The organism is Streptomyces sp. NPDC014764 (genome assembly GCF_043082785.1).
GTDB classification, from domain to species: Bacteria; Actinomycetota; Actinomycetes; order Streptomycetales; family Streptomycetaceae; genus Streptomyces; species Streptomyces althioticus.
On sequence record NZ_JBIBXY010000004.1, the window covers coordinates 399,087 to 415,349 of the forward strand.

The following is a 16,263-nucleotide window of genomic DNA, read 5'->3' on the forward strand; positions in this document are numbered from 1 at the left end:
GAGGGCTGGTAGGTAGCTATGGAAGAGCCGCGTCGCCTCGGCGGCCGGTACGAACTGGGCCAGGTGCTCGGTCGCGGTGGAATGGCGGAGGTCTACCTCGCGCACGACACCCGGCTCGGCCGCACCGTGGCAGTGAAGACGCTCCGCGCCGATCTCGCGCGTGACCCGTCCTTCCAGGCCCGGTTCCGCCGGGAGGCCCAGTCGGCCGCCTCGCTCAACCATCCCGCGATCGTCGCGGTCTACGACACGGGCGAGGACTACATCGACGGGGTCTCCATCCCGTACATCGTCATGGAGTACGTCGACGGCTCCACGCTCCGTGAGCTGCTGCACAGCGGTCGCAAGCTGCTGCCGGAGCGCACGCTGGAGATGACCATCGGCATTCTCCAGGCGCTCGAGTACTCCCACCGGGCCGGCATCGTCCACCGCGACATCAAGCCCGCGAACGTCATGCTGACGCGCAACGGCCAGGTCAAGGTCATGGACTTCGGCATCGCCCGCGCCATGGGCGACTCCGGCATGACGATGACCCAGACCGCCGCCGTCATCGGCACCGCCCAGTACCTCTCCCCGGAGCAGGCCAAGGGCGAGCAGGTCGACGCGCGGTCCGACCTGTACTCCACCGGCTGCCTGCTGTACGAACTCCTCACCGTCCGGCCGCCGTTCGTGGGCGACTCCCCGGTCGCGGTCGCGTACCAGCACGTACGGGAGGAGCCGCAGCCCCCGAGCGTCTTCGACCCCGAGATCACGCCCGAGATGGACGCGATCGTGCTGAAGGCGCTGACCAAGGACCCCGACTACCGCTACCAGTCGGCCGACGAGATGCGCGCCGACATCGAGGCGTGCCTCGACGGCCAGCCGGTAGCGGCGACGGCCGCCATGGGCGCCGTCGGCTACGGCGGTTACCCGGACGACCAGCCGACGACGGCGCTGCGCTCGGACGCCGGCCCGGGTGGGGGCGCCACCTCGATGCTGCCGCCCATGAACCCGGACGACGGCGGCTACGGCTACGACGAGCGCCAGAGCCGGCGCCGCCCGCAGAAGAAGAACAACACCAGCACGATATTGCTGGTCGTGGCCGGTGTCCTGGTCCTGATCGGCGCCGTCCTGATCGGCCGTTGGGCGATCAGCGGTGGCGGCGTGGACAACAGCACCGTCGCGGCCCCGAACTTCGTCGGCGAGTCCAAGGCGGATGCGCAGAAACGGGCCGACAACACCGACTTGAAGCTGACCTTCACGGAGAAGCCCTGCGAGAAGCAGGCCAAGGGCAACATCTGCGAGCAGGATCCGGAGGCCGGGACCAAGGTGGACAAGGGGGACACCATCAGCTTGGTGGTGTCCACCGGTGCGCCCAAGGTCGCGGTGCCGAGTGTGATCGGCGACAAGCTCGAGGACGCCAAGGCGGAACTCGAGGGCGAGAAGTACGGGTTCGTCGTCGAGGTCGAGGAAGAGATCAGCGGCGAGGAGCCGGGCACCGTCATCGAGCAGAAGCCGGACCTCGGCGACGAGGTGGAGAAGGGCACCACCGTCACCCTCACGGTCGCCAAGGCCGAGGAGAAGGCCACGGTCCCGGACGTCGTCACCAAGAGCTGTGAAGAGGCCACGGCCCAGATGACGGCGAACAACCTCACGGGCAGCTGCGTCGAGGAGGAGACCAACGACCCGAACCTGGTCGGCAAGGTCATCCGCACCTCGCCCTCGGCGAACACCGAGGTCTCCAAGGGCACCCAGGTGCAGATCTTCATCGGCAAGGCGAAGGCACCCGAGAAGGTCGCCGTGCCGGGCGTCAACGGCCAGCGCCTCGAGGACGCTCAGCGCATGCTCGGGGAGGCAGGACTTTCCCTCGCCGACGTCGTCGGGCCCAAGGACCCCAACGCCCGCGTACTGACGTCCAACCCGCCTCAGGGCAGCCAGGTGGACAAGGGATCGCCAGTCACTCTGATCACCGGCGGTGGCGGAAACGGCGGCTTCTTCGGCTGACCCGGCGGTCCTCCGCACGACAAGAGCCCCGGTCCCCTCTTCGGAGGGGACCGGGGCTCCTTGCTGTTCCTGGGGGGAGGGAGGTGCTCAGCGCAGCTCCTCCGGAGGAGTCCTGTTCTCGTCCACCTTCTCCTTGCGGACCAGTTCGCCCCAGACGATGTAGCGGTACTTGCTGGTGTAGATCGGCGTGCAGGTCGTCAGGGTGATGTAGTGGCCGGCCTTCTCACGGCCGGACTCCTCGGGGACCTTGGAGAGGACGCCGACGTTGTACTTCGAGGTCTCCGGGAGGATGCCGTAGACCTTGTAGACGAACCACGTGTCCTTCGTCTCGAAGACGATCGGGTCGCCCTTCTTGATCTTGTGGATGCCGTGGAACTTGGCGCCGTGGCCGTCCCTGTGGGCGGCGAGGGAGAAGTTGCCCTTCTTGCCGGACGTCGGCAGCGTCGCCTTCACGGGGTCCGTGTAGTAGCCGGCCACGCCGTCGTTGAGGACCTTCATCGACGTGCCCTTCTCCACGAGGATGTCGTCGCCGCTCATCGTGGGCACGTGCAGGAAGCCGATGCCGTCCTTGCTGTCGTACACGGCGGGCGCGTCGCGTTCGCCGCCGTCGGACTCCTGTGCCCAGGAGTCGCGCACCTGGTCCGCCTGCCGGTCCGCCGCGCGGTCCGCGACGACGTTCGTCCACCACAGCGAGTAGACGACGAACAGGCCGAGCAGGACCCCCGCGGTGATGAGCATCTCCCCGAAGAAGCTGATCACCATGGCCACCGGCCCCAGACGGCGGCGCCCTCGGGGAGGCGGGGACGCGTGCGTGTGCTGTGCGGTGTCGTCGGCGGTCGCTGCCACGTTTCCTCTGCCCTTAACTGACGAGCGCATCCGGCTTGCCCTTGCTGCGCGGCCGTTCCTCGACCATCTGACCCCAGACGATCAAGCGGTACTTGCTGGTGAACTCAGGTGTGCACGTGGTCAGCGTGATGTAGCGGCCCGGTCCGGTGAAGCCCGAGCCCTTGGGCACCGGGTCGAGGACGCTGACGTTGCTCGGCGGCGTCACCGGCAGCATCGACGCCGTCTTGTAGACGAAGTACTTGTCCTGCGTCTCCACGACGATCGGATCGCCCGGCTGCAGCCGGTTGATGTACCGGAACGGCTCCCCGTGCGTGTTGCGGTGCCCCGCCAGACCGAAGTTGCCGGTCTTGTCGTACGGCATCGCCGTCTTCAGCGCGCCCTCCGCGTAGTGGCCGACCATGCCCCGGTCGAGCACCTTCTTGCTGTTGATGCCCTCGGCGATCGGCACCACCACGTCCAGCTTCGGTATGTGCAGCAGCGCGAAGCCCTGCCCGGGCTCGAACGCGCCGGGCTTGCGCTCGCCGTTCGCCCAGTCCTGCTGGAGGTCGCTGGCCTCCTTGCCGGCCTGCGCCTGCGCCCGCACGTTCGTCCACCACAGCTGGTAGGTGACGAACAGCAGCATCAGCACGCCGGTGGTGATGAACACCTCGCCGATGGCACGGCTCGCCATCACCGCCGGGCCGGGCTTGCGCGCCCGTGCCTGGCGGCGCGCCTCGACCCGGGTCAGCGGAGCCCGTGGCACGCCCTCAGAGGCGCTGTCACCCGTTCTTCCGGCCGCCGCCCCGTCGCCGGACTTGTGCGAGCCTCCACGGCGCCCGTGGCGCTTCCTGGCGGCCTTCCTGCGGGCCGCCCGGCCTCCGGTCGGCGGAGTCTCTTCGCGCGTCGTCCGCGGCGGCGGGTCCGGGATACGCAGCGCGACGGTCTCCTCGTCGATCGGGGGGAGCTGCGCGGTCGCGTCCTCGGCGCCGCCCGCGTAGGGGTCGGGCCCCGCCGCCCGGCCGCCGTACCAGCCGTCCCCGTACGCGCCCTGGACCCCGTACGGCTGCCCGCCGTACGGGGTGCCCTGGTCGCCGGCGCCGTATCCGTGGGCGCCGGACTCGCGCTCGGGGCGCAGCGCCGTCACGCCGAGGACCTGCCCACCACCGGGGCGAGCCCCTCAGACCTCGCCACAGCGTCCGGGTCGCCGCACTCCGCGAGCCAGTTGGCCAGCATCCGGTGGCCGTGCTCGGTCAGCACCGACTCGGGGTGGAACTGCACCCCCTCCACCGGAAGTTCACGGTGCCTCAGGCCCATGACGATGCCGTCCTCGGTGCGGGCCGTGACCTCCAGCTCGGCCGGCACCGTGGCCGGCTCGGCGGCCAGCGAGTGGTACCGGGTGGCGGTGAACGGGGAGGGCAGCCCGGCGAAGACGCCCTTGCCCTCGTGCGTCACCGGGGAGGTCTTGCCGTGCAGCAGCTCGGGGGCGCGGTCGACGACACCGCCGTACGCCACCTGCATCGACTGCATGCCGAGGCAGACGCCGAAGACGGGCACACCGGTCGCGGCGCAGTGCCGCACCATGTCCACGCAGACCCCGGCCTCTTCGGGGGTACCGGGGCCCGGAGACAGCAGCACGCCGTCGAAGCCGTCCTGGGCGTGCGACGTGGACACCTCGTCGTTGCGCAGGACCTCGCACTCGGCGCCCAGCTGGTACAGGTACTGGACCAGGTTGAAGACGAAGCTGTCGTAGTTGTCCACGACGAGAATGCGCGCGCTCACTGGTTGTCCACCGTCACATCGTTGAAGGGCAGCAGCGGCTCCGCCCACGGGAAGACGTACTGGAAGAGGACGTAGACCACGACGGTGATCAGCACGAGTGAGATGAGTGCCCTCACCCATCCGTTGCCCGGCAGATGCCGCCAGATCCAGCTGTACATGCCGTCCCTTCCGTCGTACCACGGCACCAGACCCACGCCGTACGCCACCAGACTAACGGCGTAACGCCCTCTGTTTCCCGGCCTCCACAGCCTGTGTGACAAGCCGACCGGTCCGCTGTATGCACCTCTCAGTACGTGCCGCGGGGCCGATCGCCTCGATACCGCGCGCATGTTCCACGTGAAACCGGCCGGGGGGACGGCGGGTGTCAGTCGACGGGTTCGGCGTAGTGCAGGTCCACGGTGCCGGAGTAGCCGGGCAGCGTGGTGGTCCCCTCGTCCTCGACCTTCCAGCCGAGGCCGTAGACGTTGACGTAGACCATGTAGTTCTGGATCGCCGGCGAGGCGGCGAGCGCCTTCTTCAGCTTCTCCGGGTCCCCGACCGCGGTGATCGTGTACGGCGGGGAGTAGACGCGGCCTTGGAGGATCAGGGTGTTGCCCACACAGCGGACGGCGCTGGTGGAGATCAGCCGCTGGTCCATGACCTGTATGCCTTCGGCGCCGCCCTGCCACATGGCGTTCACCACGGCCTGGAGGTCCTGCTGGTGGATGACCAGATAGTCCGGCTGCGGCTCGGGATAGCCGGGGAGCTTGGCGGTGGCGTCCGGCGGCGCGTCGTTCAGCGTGACGGTGACCGCCTCGCCCTTCAGCTTCTGGGTGCCGGCGTGCTCCTCCAGCGCGGCGAGCCGGGCGTCCTCGGCCTCGGTGCTGCCGTCGTCCCGCTCGGCGAGGGCCTCTACGTCCTTGCGCAACGCGCCGTTGGACTCGTCGAGCTCGGCGTTCTTCCGGCTGCGCTCGTGGATCAGGTCGGACAGCTTCAGCAGGGAGGCGTCCGTGCGGATGTTGGTGCCCTTGGCCGTGTCGAAGCTGACGAAGAAGAGGAGGCCCGCGAGGGCGAAGATGCCCGCGGTGAGCACCCGCACCGGACGCAGACGGCGTGGGCGGGCCGCGGGACTGGATTCCGTCCCCGGGAAGTCGGCAGAATTGCTCAACGTACCCTTATCTCCTTCGGCGCCGTAGAAGCACTACGCTAACGGACGCCCGGGGGAGCACTCAGAGTCCCCTTGTACGCTGCCCCGAGCCCGACCCAGACCCTGCGCGGCCACGCAGCGCATCGACAGGAGAGACCCTCGTGCCGAAGTCACGTATCCGCAAGAAGGCCGACTACACGCCGCCTCCGGCCAAGCAGACGGCCGCGATCAAGCTGACCAACCGGGCCTGGGTCGCGCCGGTGATGCTGGCCCTCTTCCTCATCGGCCTGGCCTGGATCGTCGTCTTCTACGTCACGGACGGCTCGTTGCCCATCGACCAGCTGGGCAACTGGAACATCGTGGTGGGCTTCGGCTTCATCGCCGCCGGGTTCGGCGTCTCCACTCAGTGGAAGTAGTGCCGGATCGGGCGCAGCGCCCGGCCCCGGCCGGCCGCTGCGCCCTGCCCTGCCCGAAGAGGTCTACAGCTCTGGGCAGGGTTATCCCCTGAGTTATCCACAGCCCTTGTCCACATGTGGATAGGCGACCCGATCTGTGGATAACCCTCTTCGAGGTTGACGCCGGTGTGACAGAAACACCACCAACCGAAAGTCTGTTCGCATGTAGCCTGACCTGCGCCAACAGCGGTCAGTGACCGAACACGGCACGCTTCTCGCACGATGTGCACAAGATCCGGCACCGTCTGTGGACAAACCCCGGCTCAGGTGAGCTGCGCGGTCCTCACCAGGGTGAGCAGCACCACCACGGCCAGGACCAGCGCACAGGTGCCGTACTGCACCAGCACCCGCCGATCCCGCGGGGCGTGCACCATCGCGTAGCCGACGACCACACCGGCGACCAGCCCGCCGATGTGCGCCTGCCAGGCGATGCCGCTCCAGCTGAAGGTGATGACGAGGTTGATCGCCAGCAGGGCGATGATCGGCCGCATGTCGTAGCGGAGGCGGCGCATCAGCACGGCCGTCGCGCCGAACAGTCCGAAGACCGCGCCCGACGCGCCGAGCGAGGCCGTGCTCCCCCCGGCCAGCAGATACGTCAGGGCGCTGCCCGCCAGGCCGGAGATCAGGTACAGCGCGAGATAGCGCGCCCGGCCCAGGTGCTGTTCCAGCGGTCCGCCCAGCAGCCACAGGCTGAGCATGTTGAAGCCGATGTGCCAGATCTCCTCGTGCGTGAACATCGAGGTCACCAGCCGGTACCACTCGCCGCCCGCCACGCCCTGGGTGGGCGTGAACGGCGCCGGCGGCCAGGCGCCCACCAGGTAGAGGTCGGACAGCAGCGACCTCTCGATCGTCACAGCGAGGAAGACCGCGACGTTGATCCCGATGAGGATCTTGGTCACCAGCCGTGGATCCGCGGCGACGGTCCCGCCGGCCAGCGTGCGGGGCATGGAGGCCGACGGCGCGTGCCCCGCGCCCCCGCCGCCGCGGACGCACTCAGGGCACTGGAAACCGACCGAGGCGTCGACCATGCACTCCGGACAGATCGGCCGCTCGCACCGGGTGCAGCGGATACCGGTCTCGCGGTCCGGGTGGCGATAACAGCCGGGGACGCGCTGGGCGTCCTGCCGGCCGCCGGCGGCCTGGTCGTCCATGAGAGCCCCTAGGTCGTTGGAAAAGCCCCGCCCCGCCCATCCTTACGGATGAGCGGGGCGATTGGTTCCCTTGGAGGCTTTCGCGCCCCGGGGGAGCGAAGGGCTCAGCCTTCGCGGATCTCGACCGACTCGATGACCACGTCGTTCACCGGACGGTCGGTGCGCGGGTTGGTCTGCGTCGAGGCGATGGTGTCGATGACCTTCTGGCTGGCGGCGTCGGTGACCTCGCCGAAGATCGTGTGCTTGCGGTTCAGCCAGGCCGTCGGGGAGACGGTGATGAAGAACTGCGAGCCGTTGGTGCCCGGGCCCGCGTTGGCCATCGCCAGCAGGTAGGGCTTGTCGAAGCGCAGGTCCGGGTGGAACTCGTCCTCGAACTGGTAGCCGGGGCCGCCGGTGCCGTTGCCCAGCGGGTCACCGCCCTGGATCATGAAGCCGCTGATTACCCGGTGGAAGACCGTGCCGTCGTAGAGCCTGTCCGTGGTCTTCTGCCCGGTCTGGGGGTTGGTCCACTCCCGCTCGCCCTTGGCGAGCTCGACGAAGTTCTTGACCGTCTTCGGCGCCTGGTTCGCGAAGAGCTTGACCGCGATGTCGCCGTGATTGGTCTTCAGGGTGGCGTAGAGCTGCTCAGCCACGATGTGCCTTCCGTTGTCTTTCCGTGACTCCCCGATCCTCGCACGGACCGGCGGCGCAGTCGCCCGGCCTCGGTGCACAGAAGGCGTCCGGAGCCGTACCGCTCGCGGAAACCGTCACGAGTCCTTCCGCGCCGGGGGCACATCGTGCCGATCCGTGGCATCGTCGGCGACAAGCACCCGTTACACCGTATTCGCCCCCCTTGCCCTCGATACCGCCGTCGGCCACCGAGGACGGCACCCGTTCGCCCGTCCACGCATGCCGCTCGCCGACCCGGCAGGCATGATCCGGAAAAGGGTGGAAAGTCGAAATACCGTACGCCACCGAGGAGGAGGAACTCGTGACCCGCATCGACAGCGTGCGCGCCGCGACCGGTTCGGCGAAGGACAGCGTGCTGCACGCCGCGGAAGTGGTGGCGCCCTACGCCGACACGGCCAAGGTCAGGGCCGCGCACTACGCACAGGAGGCCCGCGTACGGCTCGCGCCCAAGGTGTCGCAGGCCGCGGAACAGGCACGCGTGGCCGCCGAACAGGCGCGTGTGCAGTACGACGCCCGTGTGCAGCCGTATCTGGAACAGGCTCGGACCCACGTGCCGCCGAAGGTCGACAAGGCCGCCCAGCAGGCCGCCGTCCGCACGCGTCTCGCCGCGCGCCAGGCCGCGGATTACTCCCGGCCGGTGCTCGAGCAGGCGGTGGCCGCCGCCGGACCCGCGCGGGAGGAGGCCGCGGCCAGGAGTGCGGCCGCGCTCGCCGCTCTGCGGGGCCAGGTCACGGCCCGGCAGATCCAGAAGCTCGTGCGCAAGCAGCAACGGCGGGCCGCGGCCGGCCGTGCGGCCAAGGTCGTGTTGATCGTGGGCGCCGTGGCAGGAGGCGCCTACGCCGCGTGGAAGTGGTGGGACAAGCAGGCCAACCCGGACTGGCTGGTGGAACCGCCGGCCGCGACGGACGTGTCCGGCTCGACCACCCTGACCTCCGTGGACGGCAGCGACGTGGGGAGCCTGGACCCCGAGGTCGCGGCCAAGGAGGCCGAGGAAGAGGCCGCCAAGCGCGACGAGGAGTGACCGGAAGCCGATCGTCAGCACGAGGAACGGCGCGAACGACGCGGCGGGACAGAGGATTTGAGGCCTCTGTCCCGCCGCGTCGTTTCACGTGAAACAAGACCCCTCACACCGCGTTTCCGCAGGTGGAGGGGTCTTCTCTGTGGAGCCTAGGGGAGTCGAACCCCTGACATCTGCCATGCAAAGACAGCGCTCTACCAACTGAGCTAAGGCCCCGGAGGGGATGCGTCCACCAGGGCGAACAGATCCCGGCAGGCGTCCGGGACCAGAGTACCGGGTCCCCCCGGGTGTTCCGCAAAGAGATTGGGGGTCCCCGTGACCAACCACTCTCCGTAAGATGCGTGGCGTGGTTCGCTCTAGCGAACCCACGGTTCATGGGGAAGCGATGGGGAGACGCAATGGACGCCGCACAGCAGGAAGCCACCGCCAGAGCGCGGGAACTGCAGCGGAATTGGTACGGGGAGCCGTTGGGGGCGCTCTTCCGTAGGCTCATAGACGACCTGGGCCTCAACCAGGCCCGTCTGGCGGGGGTGCTCGGACTGTCGGCTCCGATGCTGTCGCAGCTGATGAGCGGCCAGCGGGCGAAGATCGGCAATCCGGCGGTGGTCCAGCGTGTGCAGCTGCTCCAGGACCTGGCGGGGCAGGTCGCGGACGGCAGCGTCAGCGCGGCCGAGGCGACGGAGCGCATGGAGGAGATCAAGAAGTCCCAGGGGGGTTCCGTCCTCACCAACACCACGCAGACCACGAGCAGTTCAGGTGCTCCCACGGTCAAGCGCGTGGTCCGTGAGATCCAGTCCTTGCTGCGGTCGGTGGCGGCCGCCGGCGACATCCTCGACGCTGCGGACTCCCTCGCGCCCACACACCCGGAGCTCGCGGAGTTCCTCCGGGTCTACGGCGCCGGGCGCACGGCCGACGCGGTCACGCACTACCAGTCGCACCAGAGCTGATGCACCGCCCGGCGGCCGATGGGGGTTCGGCCGCCGGTGACACGTGGGGGCCGGGGGGACACCGGGGCACAGGGGGAGTCGTATCGCGCGTCGTGGGGGAGAGACAGGGGGACACCTCAGGGGGAGGAGCGACGCAGAGTCATGGGTGAGGTCTTCGCCGGCCGGTACGAGCTGGTCGACCCGATCGGACGCGGGGGCGTGGGCGCGGTGTGGCGCGCCTGGGACCACCGCCGTCGCCGCTATGTGGCGGCGAAGGTGCTGCTGCAGAGCGACGCCCACTCCCTGCTGCGCTTCGTGCGCGAGCAGGCGCTGCGGATCGACCACCCTCATGTGCTCGCTCCCACCAGCTGGGCCGCCGACGACGACAAGGTCCTCTTCACCATGGACCTGGTGGCCGGCGGCTCCCTGGTGCACCTGGTCGGCGACTACGGTCCGCTGCCGCCCGCGTTCGTCTGCACCCTCCTCGACCAGCTCCTCTCAGGGCTCGCGGCGGTGCACGCGGAGGACGTGGTGCACCGCGACATCAAGCCCGCCAACGTGCTGCTCGAGGCGACCGGCCGGGGCAGGCCGAAGCTCCGGCTGTCGGACTTCGGCATCGCGATGCGGCTGGGCGAGCCCAGGCTGACCGAGACCGACCTGGTCGTCGGCACCCCGGGGTATCTGGCCCCGGAGCAGATGATGGGCGCCGAGCCGGACTTCCCCGCAGACCTCTTCGCCGTGGGCCTGGTCGCCCTGTACCTGCTCGAGGGCGCGAAGCCGGACGCCAAGGCTCTCATTCAGTACTTCGCCGACCACGGGACGCCGGGTGCGCCGCAGGGCGTCCCCGAGCCGCTGTGGCAGGTGGTGGCCACCTTGCTGCAGCCCGATCCGGAGGCGCGTTTCCGCACGGCGACGGGGGCGCGGAAGGCGCTCGCCGCGGCGGCGGAGCTGCTGCCGGAGCCCGGCCCCGACGACGAGCTGATCGAGATATTCGACCAACTCGGCCCGCTGCCGCCCGGGTTCACCGAGGACGGTCCGGAGAAGAGGGCCTCCGGGCTGCGTCCGGACGCCGGTGGACCAGTGGGCGTCGACGAGGGCGGGACAGCGGGGCAGAGCGTCGGGGTCGGCGGAGAAGCCGAGCCACGCCCCGCCTGGAGCACGGCCCCTCCCGACCCACGGCACGGCACGGCCACCCCCACCGCTCCCCCGGCCGCCACGCCGCCCGACGCCAGGCCGCCCGACGCCAGGCCGCCCGACGCCAGGCCGCAGCCCGCCGCCCCCTCGGACACAGGAAGCTTCCCCCTGCCGCCGCCCCGGCCCGCCTCGGTCCCCACTCCGCGCTCCCCCGAGCACCCCCCACAGCCCCCGCAGTACATGCCTCACTCCCCGTACGGCCACCAGCACCAGGCGCACGAGCTCTCCCCCTACGAAGCGACCCATCAGCTGCGCTCCCCCCTGCCGCCTCCGGCCGTGCGTGCCGACCCTTCCACTGCTGAATACACCGCACGGTCGTCGCAGGTTCCGCATCCGGACACGGTGACCACGCAGCGCGCACCGGTCCCCCGCTCCCACCGCCGACGCGGAACCCGTAGGACCGGTCCTCCGGCGCGGGTCGCGGTCCCCGTACTGCTGCTGGCGCTGGCGTGCTACGCCGTGGGTTTCTGGGCGCTCACCCGCATCTGACCCGCGCCGCCCGCTCCGTCGGCGCCGCGCGCCGCCCGCTCCGTCGACGCGCGCCTCACCGACGGCGCACGGACCACCGCGGCGGCGGCGACGTCACCGGATCACCCGGGAAGGGCCGCGCCCCGGCGCCGGGCCACCACCGTCCACACCCCCAGACCCACCACCAGGGCGCTCCCGGTGCCGATGCCGCCCGCCGCGAGGACCCGGTACAGGGTCTCGTCGCCCGCGTCGCCGCCCTCGCCCGAGGCAGCACCGCCGCCGTCGACGGTGAAGACGTCAGCCGGCACGGTTCCGCCCGCGTAGTCCGGCCCGTTGCGCGCCGCCCCGCCCAGCCGCACGCGCAGCGTCAGCGGCACGGGGCCGTCGCCGTAGTCCTCGGCGACCTCCGGGGAGAGGTGCGCGACCAGGTAGTGGGCGCCGGCGAACCGCACCGCCGAGACCTGCTGCCCGGTGGCGTGCCGGTTCTCGTACGCGACCGGCGGCAAGGGCTTGAGTGCCTTGGACTTCTGGCCGCCGTTGTAGCCGAGGGACAGGTCCTCGACGTGGCCGCGCACCGGGTTGTAGAGGTCCAGGGAGAGCGCGGAGGCGACGTAGCGGGAGGCGTCCGTGCCGGAGCTGCCCAGTTCGGCGGTGGCGTGGAGCTGCCGGCCCCAGTCGACGGGGACCTGGTAGAAGAGCGTCTGCCCCGGCCGTATGTCGTCGCGCCACACGCCCTCGCCGAGTGGGGCCGCCTGCGCGAATCCCGCGCCGCCGGAACGGCGTCGGGCGGTTCCCTGGACGGGAGCGGGCGTCGCCGAGTCCCATGCCCCGGGCGTCGCCGTGCCGTCCGGCGTCCTCGTCGCGGGCTCCGACACGGTGCTGAGCTCCAGCTCCCAGTGGTCGGGGGAGGCCCCGCGCGCGTCGGGGGCGGCGCGCTCGACGGTCACGTAGTACGTCCCGGCCTCGGCGCAGAGGCTTCGCCTGGGGGAGATCTCCCGCATGGCCCACGCGGCGACCGGATGAGGGCTGCCCGGCGCTCCGAAGGTCGCGGTGTCCGCGTCACAGGAGCGGCCGTCGGCGTCCTCCACGGTCACCTTGACGCCGTCGGCGACGGAGACGCCTGTTCCGGGCGGCGGAACGGCGGTGGCGGAGGCGTACGTGGTCTCCGTGTCGTCCAGTTCCAGGCGGAAGAAGACCTTGGCGTCGGGCGGGAGGGTGCTGCGGTAGGTCCGGCCGGGCTCCAGTTCCGCGGCGTCGGCGGTGCTCCCCGCGCCCTCGATCCGGCGCGCGTCCTCGGCGAAGGCGTACGCGGGGGCGGTGTCCTGTCCGGCGGCCCGGGCGGGCTGCCCCGTGAGGGCGATCCCCAGTCCGAGCGCGGCCGCCAGGACCGGACGCCCCACGGCGCCGTACCGGCTCCGTGCCGTCGTACACCGCGCCGTGCCCTGCCGTCCTCTCACGCGCCCCCCTCGTCGTCGCCGCCGGGCCCCGATCCGTACCGCCGCCCATCCTGCACCGCGGGCGCGGCCCGCCCACAAGGTCCCTGACGCACAAAACCCCGACCGCACAAGCGGCCGGGGTCTGTTCAGCGTCGTATGTCGGTACTCACGAACCCGTGGGCACGGAGTCAGTCGCCTCCGTCCACAGATCCTGCTCGGCGCGATCCGCCTGGATCTGGCGGTACACGAGGAGCCCGCCGATGGCGGCCAGTGCGACCAGGAGAAGCTTCTTCACCGCGCGACCTCGTCTTTCCTTGACGTTGGGGACCTCTGGCGCCCGACTATACACACCGGCCGATACCGATCGGTGACCTGCCAGGCCGCCTCCAACTGCCGCCCCGGGCAACCGGATCGACGCGACGCGGACGGTCGGACCGGAGGGTGATCACACCCGCACGCACGGTGTTTTCGCTCCGTTTCCTCCCGTAACCAGGGATTTCCGACCGTCATGCACCCATCCGAGTGGTGTTCATCTGAACATCCACGCGGCACGGGCGTCGGTCCACCACTTCGAGGCCCTCATACACATCATGAGGAAAGTACGCAAATCGCCCAACCCGAAAGTGAGGGGCCATGGCCAGGAACAAGGTCATGCAGCTGTGGAACGCCGTTGTCACCGCCTTCCTCGCGCTGTGCACGGCGCTCGGTCTCGTCACCACCGCCGCCGCGGCGGCCGTACCGCAGACCCAGAAGACGCGCAACAGCGACAGCGCTCAGAAGACCGAGGCGTCCGCGCCGACGGCCTCCACGTGGTCCTGGTCCTTGATCAGGGCACTGCCCCCCACGATGAAGCAGCGCATCCACGCCGAGGCGCACGGCAAGTCCCCCAGCTGCCGCCACCGGCCCCTCTCGGACACGGCCGAGGAGGACACCGAAGCGGAACAGGACAGTTCCACGGAACGCCGCCCCGAGTCCGAACTGGTCCCCGCGCACTGCTCCCCGGACACCGCGGCCACCCTGCCCGCACCCGCCTCCGCCCGGATCCCCCTGCAACGCTGAGGCCGCCGCGCCCGCTGCCCCGCAGGCCCGACCCTCCTCGTGCCGTCGCTGCTTCACCGGAGTCCTGGCGAACTTGCGTACAGCACAACGGCACGACACGAGCAGAGCAGACGAAGACCCCGGTCGCCCTCCGACCGGGGTCCGGGTCATGTCCGAATCCGGCGCCCGCACACGGCGTCGTGAGCCTCCATGAGGCTCCGGTGGAACTTCCCACACCTCAGGGCTCTCGACAGGCTCTCAGAGCGGGTCGAGACGCCTCCTCAGCAGGCAGAACACGTTGCCCTCGGGGTCGGCGAGCACATGCCACGACTCCTCGCCGGTCTGCCCCACGTCGGCCGGCCGCGCCCCGAGCGCCAGGAGACGTTCCAGCTCGGCGTCCTGGTCGCGGTCGGTGGCGTTCACGTCGATGTGCAGCCGTGTCCTGTCCGCCTGCGGCCGCTCCTGCTTGCTGAGAATCAGAGTCGGCCGCGCCCCGCCGAACCCCTCGCGCGGGCCGATCTCGATGTCCTCCCCGTCACGGTCCAGCTCCACGAAGTCGAGCACCTCGCACCAGAACCGCGCGAGCAGCTCCGGGTCACGGCACTCCAGCACCAATTCACTGATCCGACTCGCCATGAGGCCCCACCTTCCCATCGGACACACGAGCCCGCGACCGTACCGCCCGGCCCCGCGCCACGCGAGAGATGTCGCGGCTCAGCCGGCGCCACGCAGGTCGGTGACGACACGGAAGCGCTCCAGGACGACCGGCGTCGTGTCGTCGACGGCGAAGTCCGGGGCGTCCAGCGCCGCACGCATCTCCGCGCCGCCCCAGAACCGCTCGTGGCCCGCGCGCCACTCGGCCACACCGGCGTACCCCTCCCCCTCGTCCACCGCGTGAGCGGTGTCCACCCGCGCCAGCGGGACGACACGCACCCCGGTCACCTCGAGGACCGCGACCGGCCGGTCCTCCGAGTCGACGAGCACCGAACGGTCCCCGACCTCCGGCAAGGGCTCCCCTTCACGCTCGTACTCGACGACGAGTCCGGTCGTGGCGGTCTTGGAACCGTCCAGGATCGCCGCGACCAGACGGTCGCGCAGCGGGCCGGGGAAGGCGAACTCCGCCTTGGGCAGCTCCGCGACGTGCGCGGCGAGCGGCGTGGGATCGGATGTCATCCGGCGACCGTAACCGCCTGACGCGGGCCGCGCATCGCAAAAACCCCCGGTCCAGGTGGACCGGGGGTTTCTTTACTGTGGGGCTAACAGGATTTGAACCTGTGGCCTCATCCTTATCAGGGATGCGCTCTAACCAACTGAGCTATAGCCCCGCCGCGCTCTGCGGGGGTGTGTCCCGCGCGCTGACTCCTGAAGATTAGCGCACGACCGGGGCAGTCCCAAAATCGGTTCTCCGCGGGCTGTCAGCGCGGCCCGGAGGCGCCCGGTGAGCTGTTCACTCGTCCTCGGCCAGGGTGAGCTCGACGCCGCCCACGAAACCGGCCGACAGGTTGTAGATGAACGCTCCCAGGGTCGCCAGTGCCGTCGCCAGGATGACGTCGATGACGGCGATGACCGTCGTGAACATCAGGACGTTCGGCAGCGACAGGAACGACTGCAGGTCGAAGCCGTTCGAGCCCTCCGAGCCGGTCGCCTCGGAGATCGTGCCGCCGACGGTCGAGAAGACGCCCATGGCGTCCATCACCATCCACAGCACCGCGGCCGCGACGATCGTGCAGATGCCGAGCGCGATCGACAGCAGGAAGCTGACCTTCATGACCGACCACGGGTCGGCCTTCGCCACGCGCAGGCGCGCCTTGCGCACGCGCGGGGTGGTGCTGGCGCCCGTGCGGGGACGCCGCACGGCGCCGGTGGTGCGGCCGGCTGCGGCGCCGGCCTGAGCCGGGTAGGCCTGCGGCGGGTGGTACGGGCCCGCCTGCTGCTGCGGCTGCCGTTCCCCCGGCAGCGGCGAGGCCGCCTGGGCCCCACCCTGACCGGGTGCGGCCTGCTGGCCTCGGGTGTCCGTCACGGTTCCCCCCTGGGACCCCCGTCTGGTGGACGAGGAGGCGTCGGGCGCCTTGATCGCTTTGAGATTGGTCGTGTGCGGATCTGCCGCCCGCGCGGCGGAGCCACGGCCGCCGCCGTCCGTTCCCGTACTGGTACCGGCCGGTCCGGCGCCCGTGGCTCCGCTCACGCTGACTCACTCC

At 70.4% G+C, this 16,263-nt stretch carries 18 protein-coding genes and 2 tRNA genes; 6 read left to right on the forward strand and 14 right to left on the reverse strand.

Annotation, left to right across the window (positions count from 1 at the left end; genetic code table 11):
- Positions 1–18: 18 nt before the first annotated feature.
- Positions 19–1,980: a Stk1 family PASTA domain-containing Ser/Thr kinase gene (gene pknB, locus ACF1AG_RS13690; RefSeq protein WP_387796023.1), complete on the forward strand. Its 1,962-nt coding sequence runs from the start codon at positions 19–21 to the stop codon at positions 1,978–1,980.
- Positions 1,981–2,067: 87 nt separating this feature from the next.
- Here pknB and ACF1AG_RS13695 read toward each other — a convergent pair whose 3' ends face one another.
- The 5 genes from ACF1AG_RS13695 to ACF1AG_RS13715 form a co-directional block, all read right to left on the reverse strand.
- On the reverse strand, positions 2,068–2,826 hold the full coding sequence (locus ACF1AG_RS13695) for a class E sortase (RefSeq protein ID WP_359601722.1): 759 nt from the start codon (positions 2,824–2,826) through the stop codon (positions 2,068–2,070).
- Between the two features lie 13 nt (positions 2,827–2,839).
- Positions 2,840–3,949 (reverse strand): class E sortase, encoded by a 1,110-nt coding sequence (locus ACF1AG_RS13700; protein ID WP_387796025.1) that lies wholly within the window; start codon positions 3,947–3,949, stop codon positions 2,840–2,842.
- Entirely contained in the window at positions 3,946–4,584 is a 639-nt protein-coding gene (locus ACF1AG_RS13705; RefSeq protein WP_359601724.1) for an aminodeoxychorismate/anthranilate synthase component II, read from the reverse strand. Before ACF1AG_RS13705 ends, ACF1AG_RS13700 begins: the two co-directional genes overlap by 4 nt.
- On the reverse strand, positions 4,581–4,742 hold the full coding sequence (locus ACF1AG_RS13710; RefSeq protein WP_156700673.1) for a hypothetical protein: 162 nt from the start codon (positions 4,740–4,742) through the stop codon (positions 4,581–4,583). The genes ACF1AG_RS13705 and ACF1AG_RS13710 overlap by 4 nt, the downstream gene beginning before the upstream one ends.
- A gap of 206 nt (positions 4,743–4,948) precedes the next feature.
- Complete coding sequence (locus ACF1AG_RS13715; RefSeq protein ID WP_359601725.1) at positions 4,949–5,731, reverse strand: DUF881 domain-containing protein; 783 nt, start codon at positions 5,729–5,731, stop codon at positions 4,949–4,951.
- A gap of 140 nt (positions 5,732–5,871) precedes the next feature.
- On the opposite strand from ACF1AG_RS13715, the gene crgA reads away from it, so the two are divergent.
- Entirely contained in the window at positions 5,872–6,126 is a 255-nt protein-coding gene (crgA, locus tag ACF1AG_RS13720; protein ID WP_037640637.1) for a cell division protein CrgA, read from the forward strand.
- A 302-nt stretch (positions 6,127–6,428) separates the two neighbouring features.
- Here crgA and ACF1AG_RS13725 read toward each other — a convergent pair whose 3' ends face one another.
- Together ACF1AG_RS13725 and ACF1AG_RS13730 are read right to left on the reverse strand one after the other, a co-directional pair.
- Entirely contained in the window at positions 6,429–7,316 is an 888-nt protein-coding gene (locus ACF1AG_RS13725) for a rhomboid family intramembrane serine protease (protein WP_359601726.1), read from the reverse strand.
- A 104-nt stretch (positions 7,317–7,420) separates the two neighbouring features.
- Entirely contained in the window at positions 7,421–7,948 is a 528-nt protein-coding gene (locus ACF1AG_RS13730; RefSeq protein WP_359601727.1) for a peptidylprolyl isomerase, read from the reverse strand.
- 338 nt (positions 7,949–8,286) lie between these two features.
- Between ACF1AG_RS13730 and ACF1AG_RS13735 the strand changes: the two genes are divergently transcribed.
- On the forward strand, positions 8,287–9,006 hold the full coding sequence (locus ACF1AG_RS13735; protein WP_359601728.1) for a DUF5324 family protein: 720 nt from the start codon (positions 8,287–8,289) through the stop codon (positions 9,004–9,006).
- Between the two features lie 140 nt (positions 9,007–9,146).
- Here ACF1AG_RS13735 and ACF1AG_RS13740 read toward each other — a convergent pair.
- Positions 9,147–9,219: transfer RNA gene (locus ACF1AG_RS13740), tRNA-Ala, on the reverse strand.
- Between the two features lie 182 nt (positions 9,220–9,401).
- On the opposite strand from ACF1AG_RS13740, the gene ACF1AG_RS13745 reads away from it, so the two are divergent.
- Together ACF1AG_RS13745 and ACF1AG_RS13750 are read left to right on the forward strand one after the other, a co-directional pair.
- On the forward strand, positions 9,402–9,950 hold the full coding sequence (locus ACF1AG_RS13745) for a DNA-binding protein (RefSeq protein WP_359601729.1): 549 nt from the start codon (positions 9,402–9,404) through the stop codon (positions 9,948–9,950).
- 141 nt (positions 9,951–10,091) lie between these two features.
- On the forward strand, positions 10,092–11,612 hold the full coding sequence (locus ACF1AG_RS13750) for a protein kinase (RefSeq protein WP_387796028.1): 1,521 nt from the start codon (positions 10,092–10,094) through the stop codon (positions 11,610–11,612).
- 101 nt (positions 11,613–11,713) lie between these two features.
- On the opposite strand, the gene ACF1AG_RS13755 is transcribed toward ACF1AG_RS13750, so the two are convergent.
- Together ACF1AG_RS13755 and ACF1AG_RS13760 are read right to left on the reverse strand one after the other, a co-directional pair.
- On the reverse strand, positions 11,714–12,991 hold the full coding sequence (locus ACF1AG_RS13755) for a hypothetical protein (RefSeq protein WP_359601731.1): 1,278 nt from the start codon (positions 12,989–12,991) through the stop codon (positions 11,714–11,716).
- 202 nt (positions 12,992–13,193) lie between these two features.
- The gene (locus tag ACF1AG_RS13760) at positions 13,194–13,322 is read right to left on the reverse strand and encodes a DLW-39 family protein (RefSeq protein WP_003999697.1); all 129 of its coding nucleotides are present in this window, start codon (positions 13,320–13,322) and stop codon (positions 13,194–13,196) included.
- A 338-nt stretch (positions 13,323–13,660) separates the two neighbouring features.
- Here ACF1AG_RS13760 and ACF1AG_RS13765 point away from each other — a divergent pair, with 338 nt between their 5' ends.
- Positions 13,661–14,086 carry a DUF6344 domain-containing protein gene (locus ACF1AG_RS13765; RefSeq protein ID WP_359601732.1) on the forward strand — a complete coding sequence of 142 codons (426 nt, stop codon included), beginning with the start codon at positions 13,661–13,663 and terminating at the stop codon, positions 14,084–14,086.
- 237 nt (positions 14,087–14,323) lie between these two features.
- Here the strand turns inward: ACF1AG_RS13765 and ACF1AG_RS13770 are convergent, their stop codons facing one another.
- From ACF1AG_RS13770 to ACF1AG_RS13785, 4 genes are all read right to left on the reverse strand, one after another.
- Entirely contained in the window at positions 14,324–14,701 is a 378-nt protein-coding gene (locus ACF1AG_RS13770; RefSeq protein ID WP_359601733.1) for a VOC family protein, read from the reverse strand.
- Positions 14,702–14,779: 78 nt separating this feature from the next.
- Complete coding sequence (locus tag ACF1AG_RS13775) at positions 14,780–15,238, reverse strand: ASCH domain-containing protein (RefSeq protein ID WP_359601734.1); 459 nt, start codon at positions 15,236–15,238, stop codon at positions 14,780–14,782.
- Positions 15,239–15,316: 78 nt separating this feature from the next.
- Positions 15,317–15,390: transfer RNA gene (locus ACF1AG_RS13780), tRNA-Ile, on the reverse strand.
- A gap of 122 nt (positions 15,391–15,512) precedes the next feature.
- On the reverse strand, positions 15,513–16,250 hold the full coding sequence (locus ACF1AG_RS13785) for a DUF3566 domain-containing protein (protein WP_359601735.1): 738 nt from the start codon (positions 16,248–16,250) through the stop codon (positions 15,513–15,515).
- Positions 16,251–16,263: the final 13 nt, after the last annotated feature.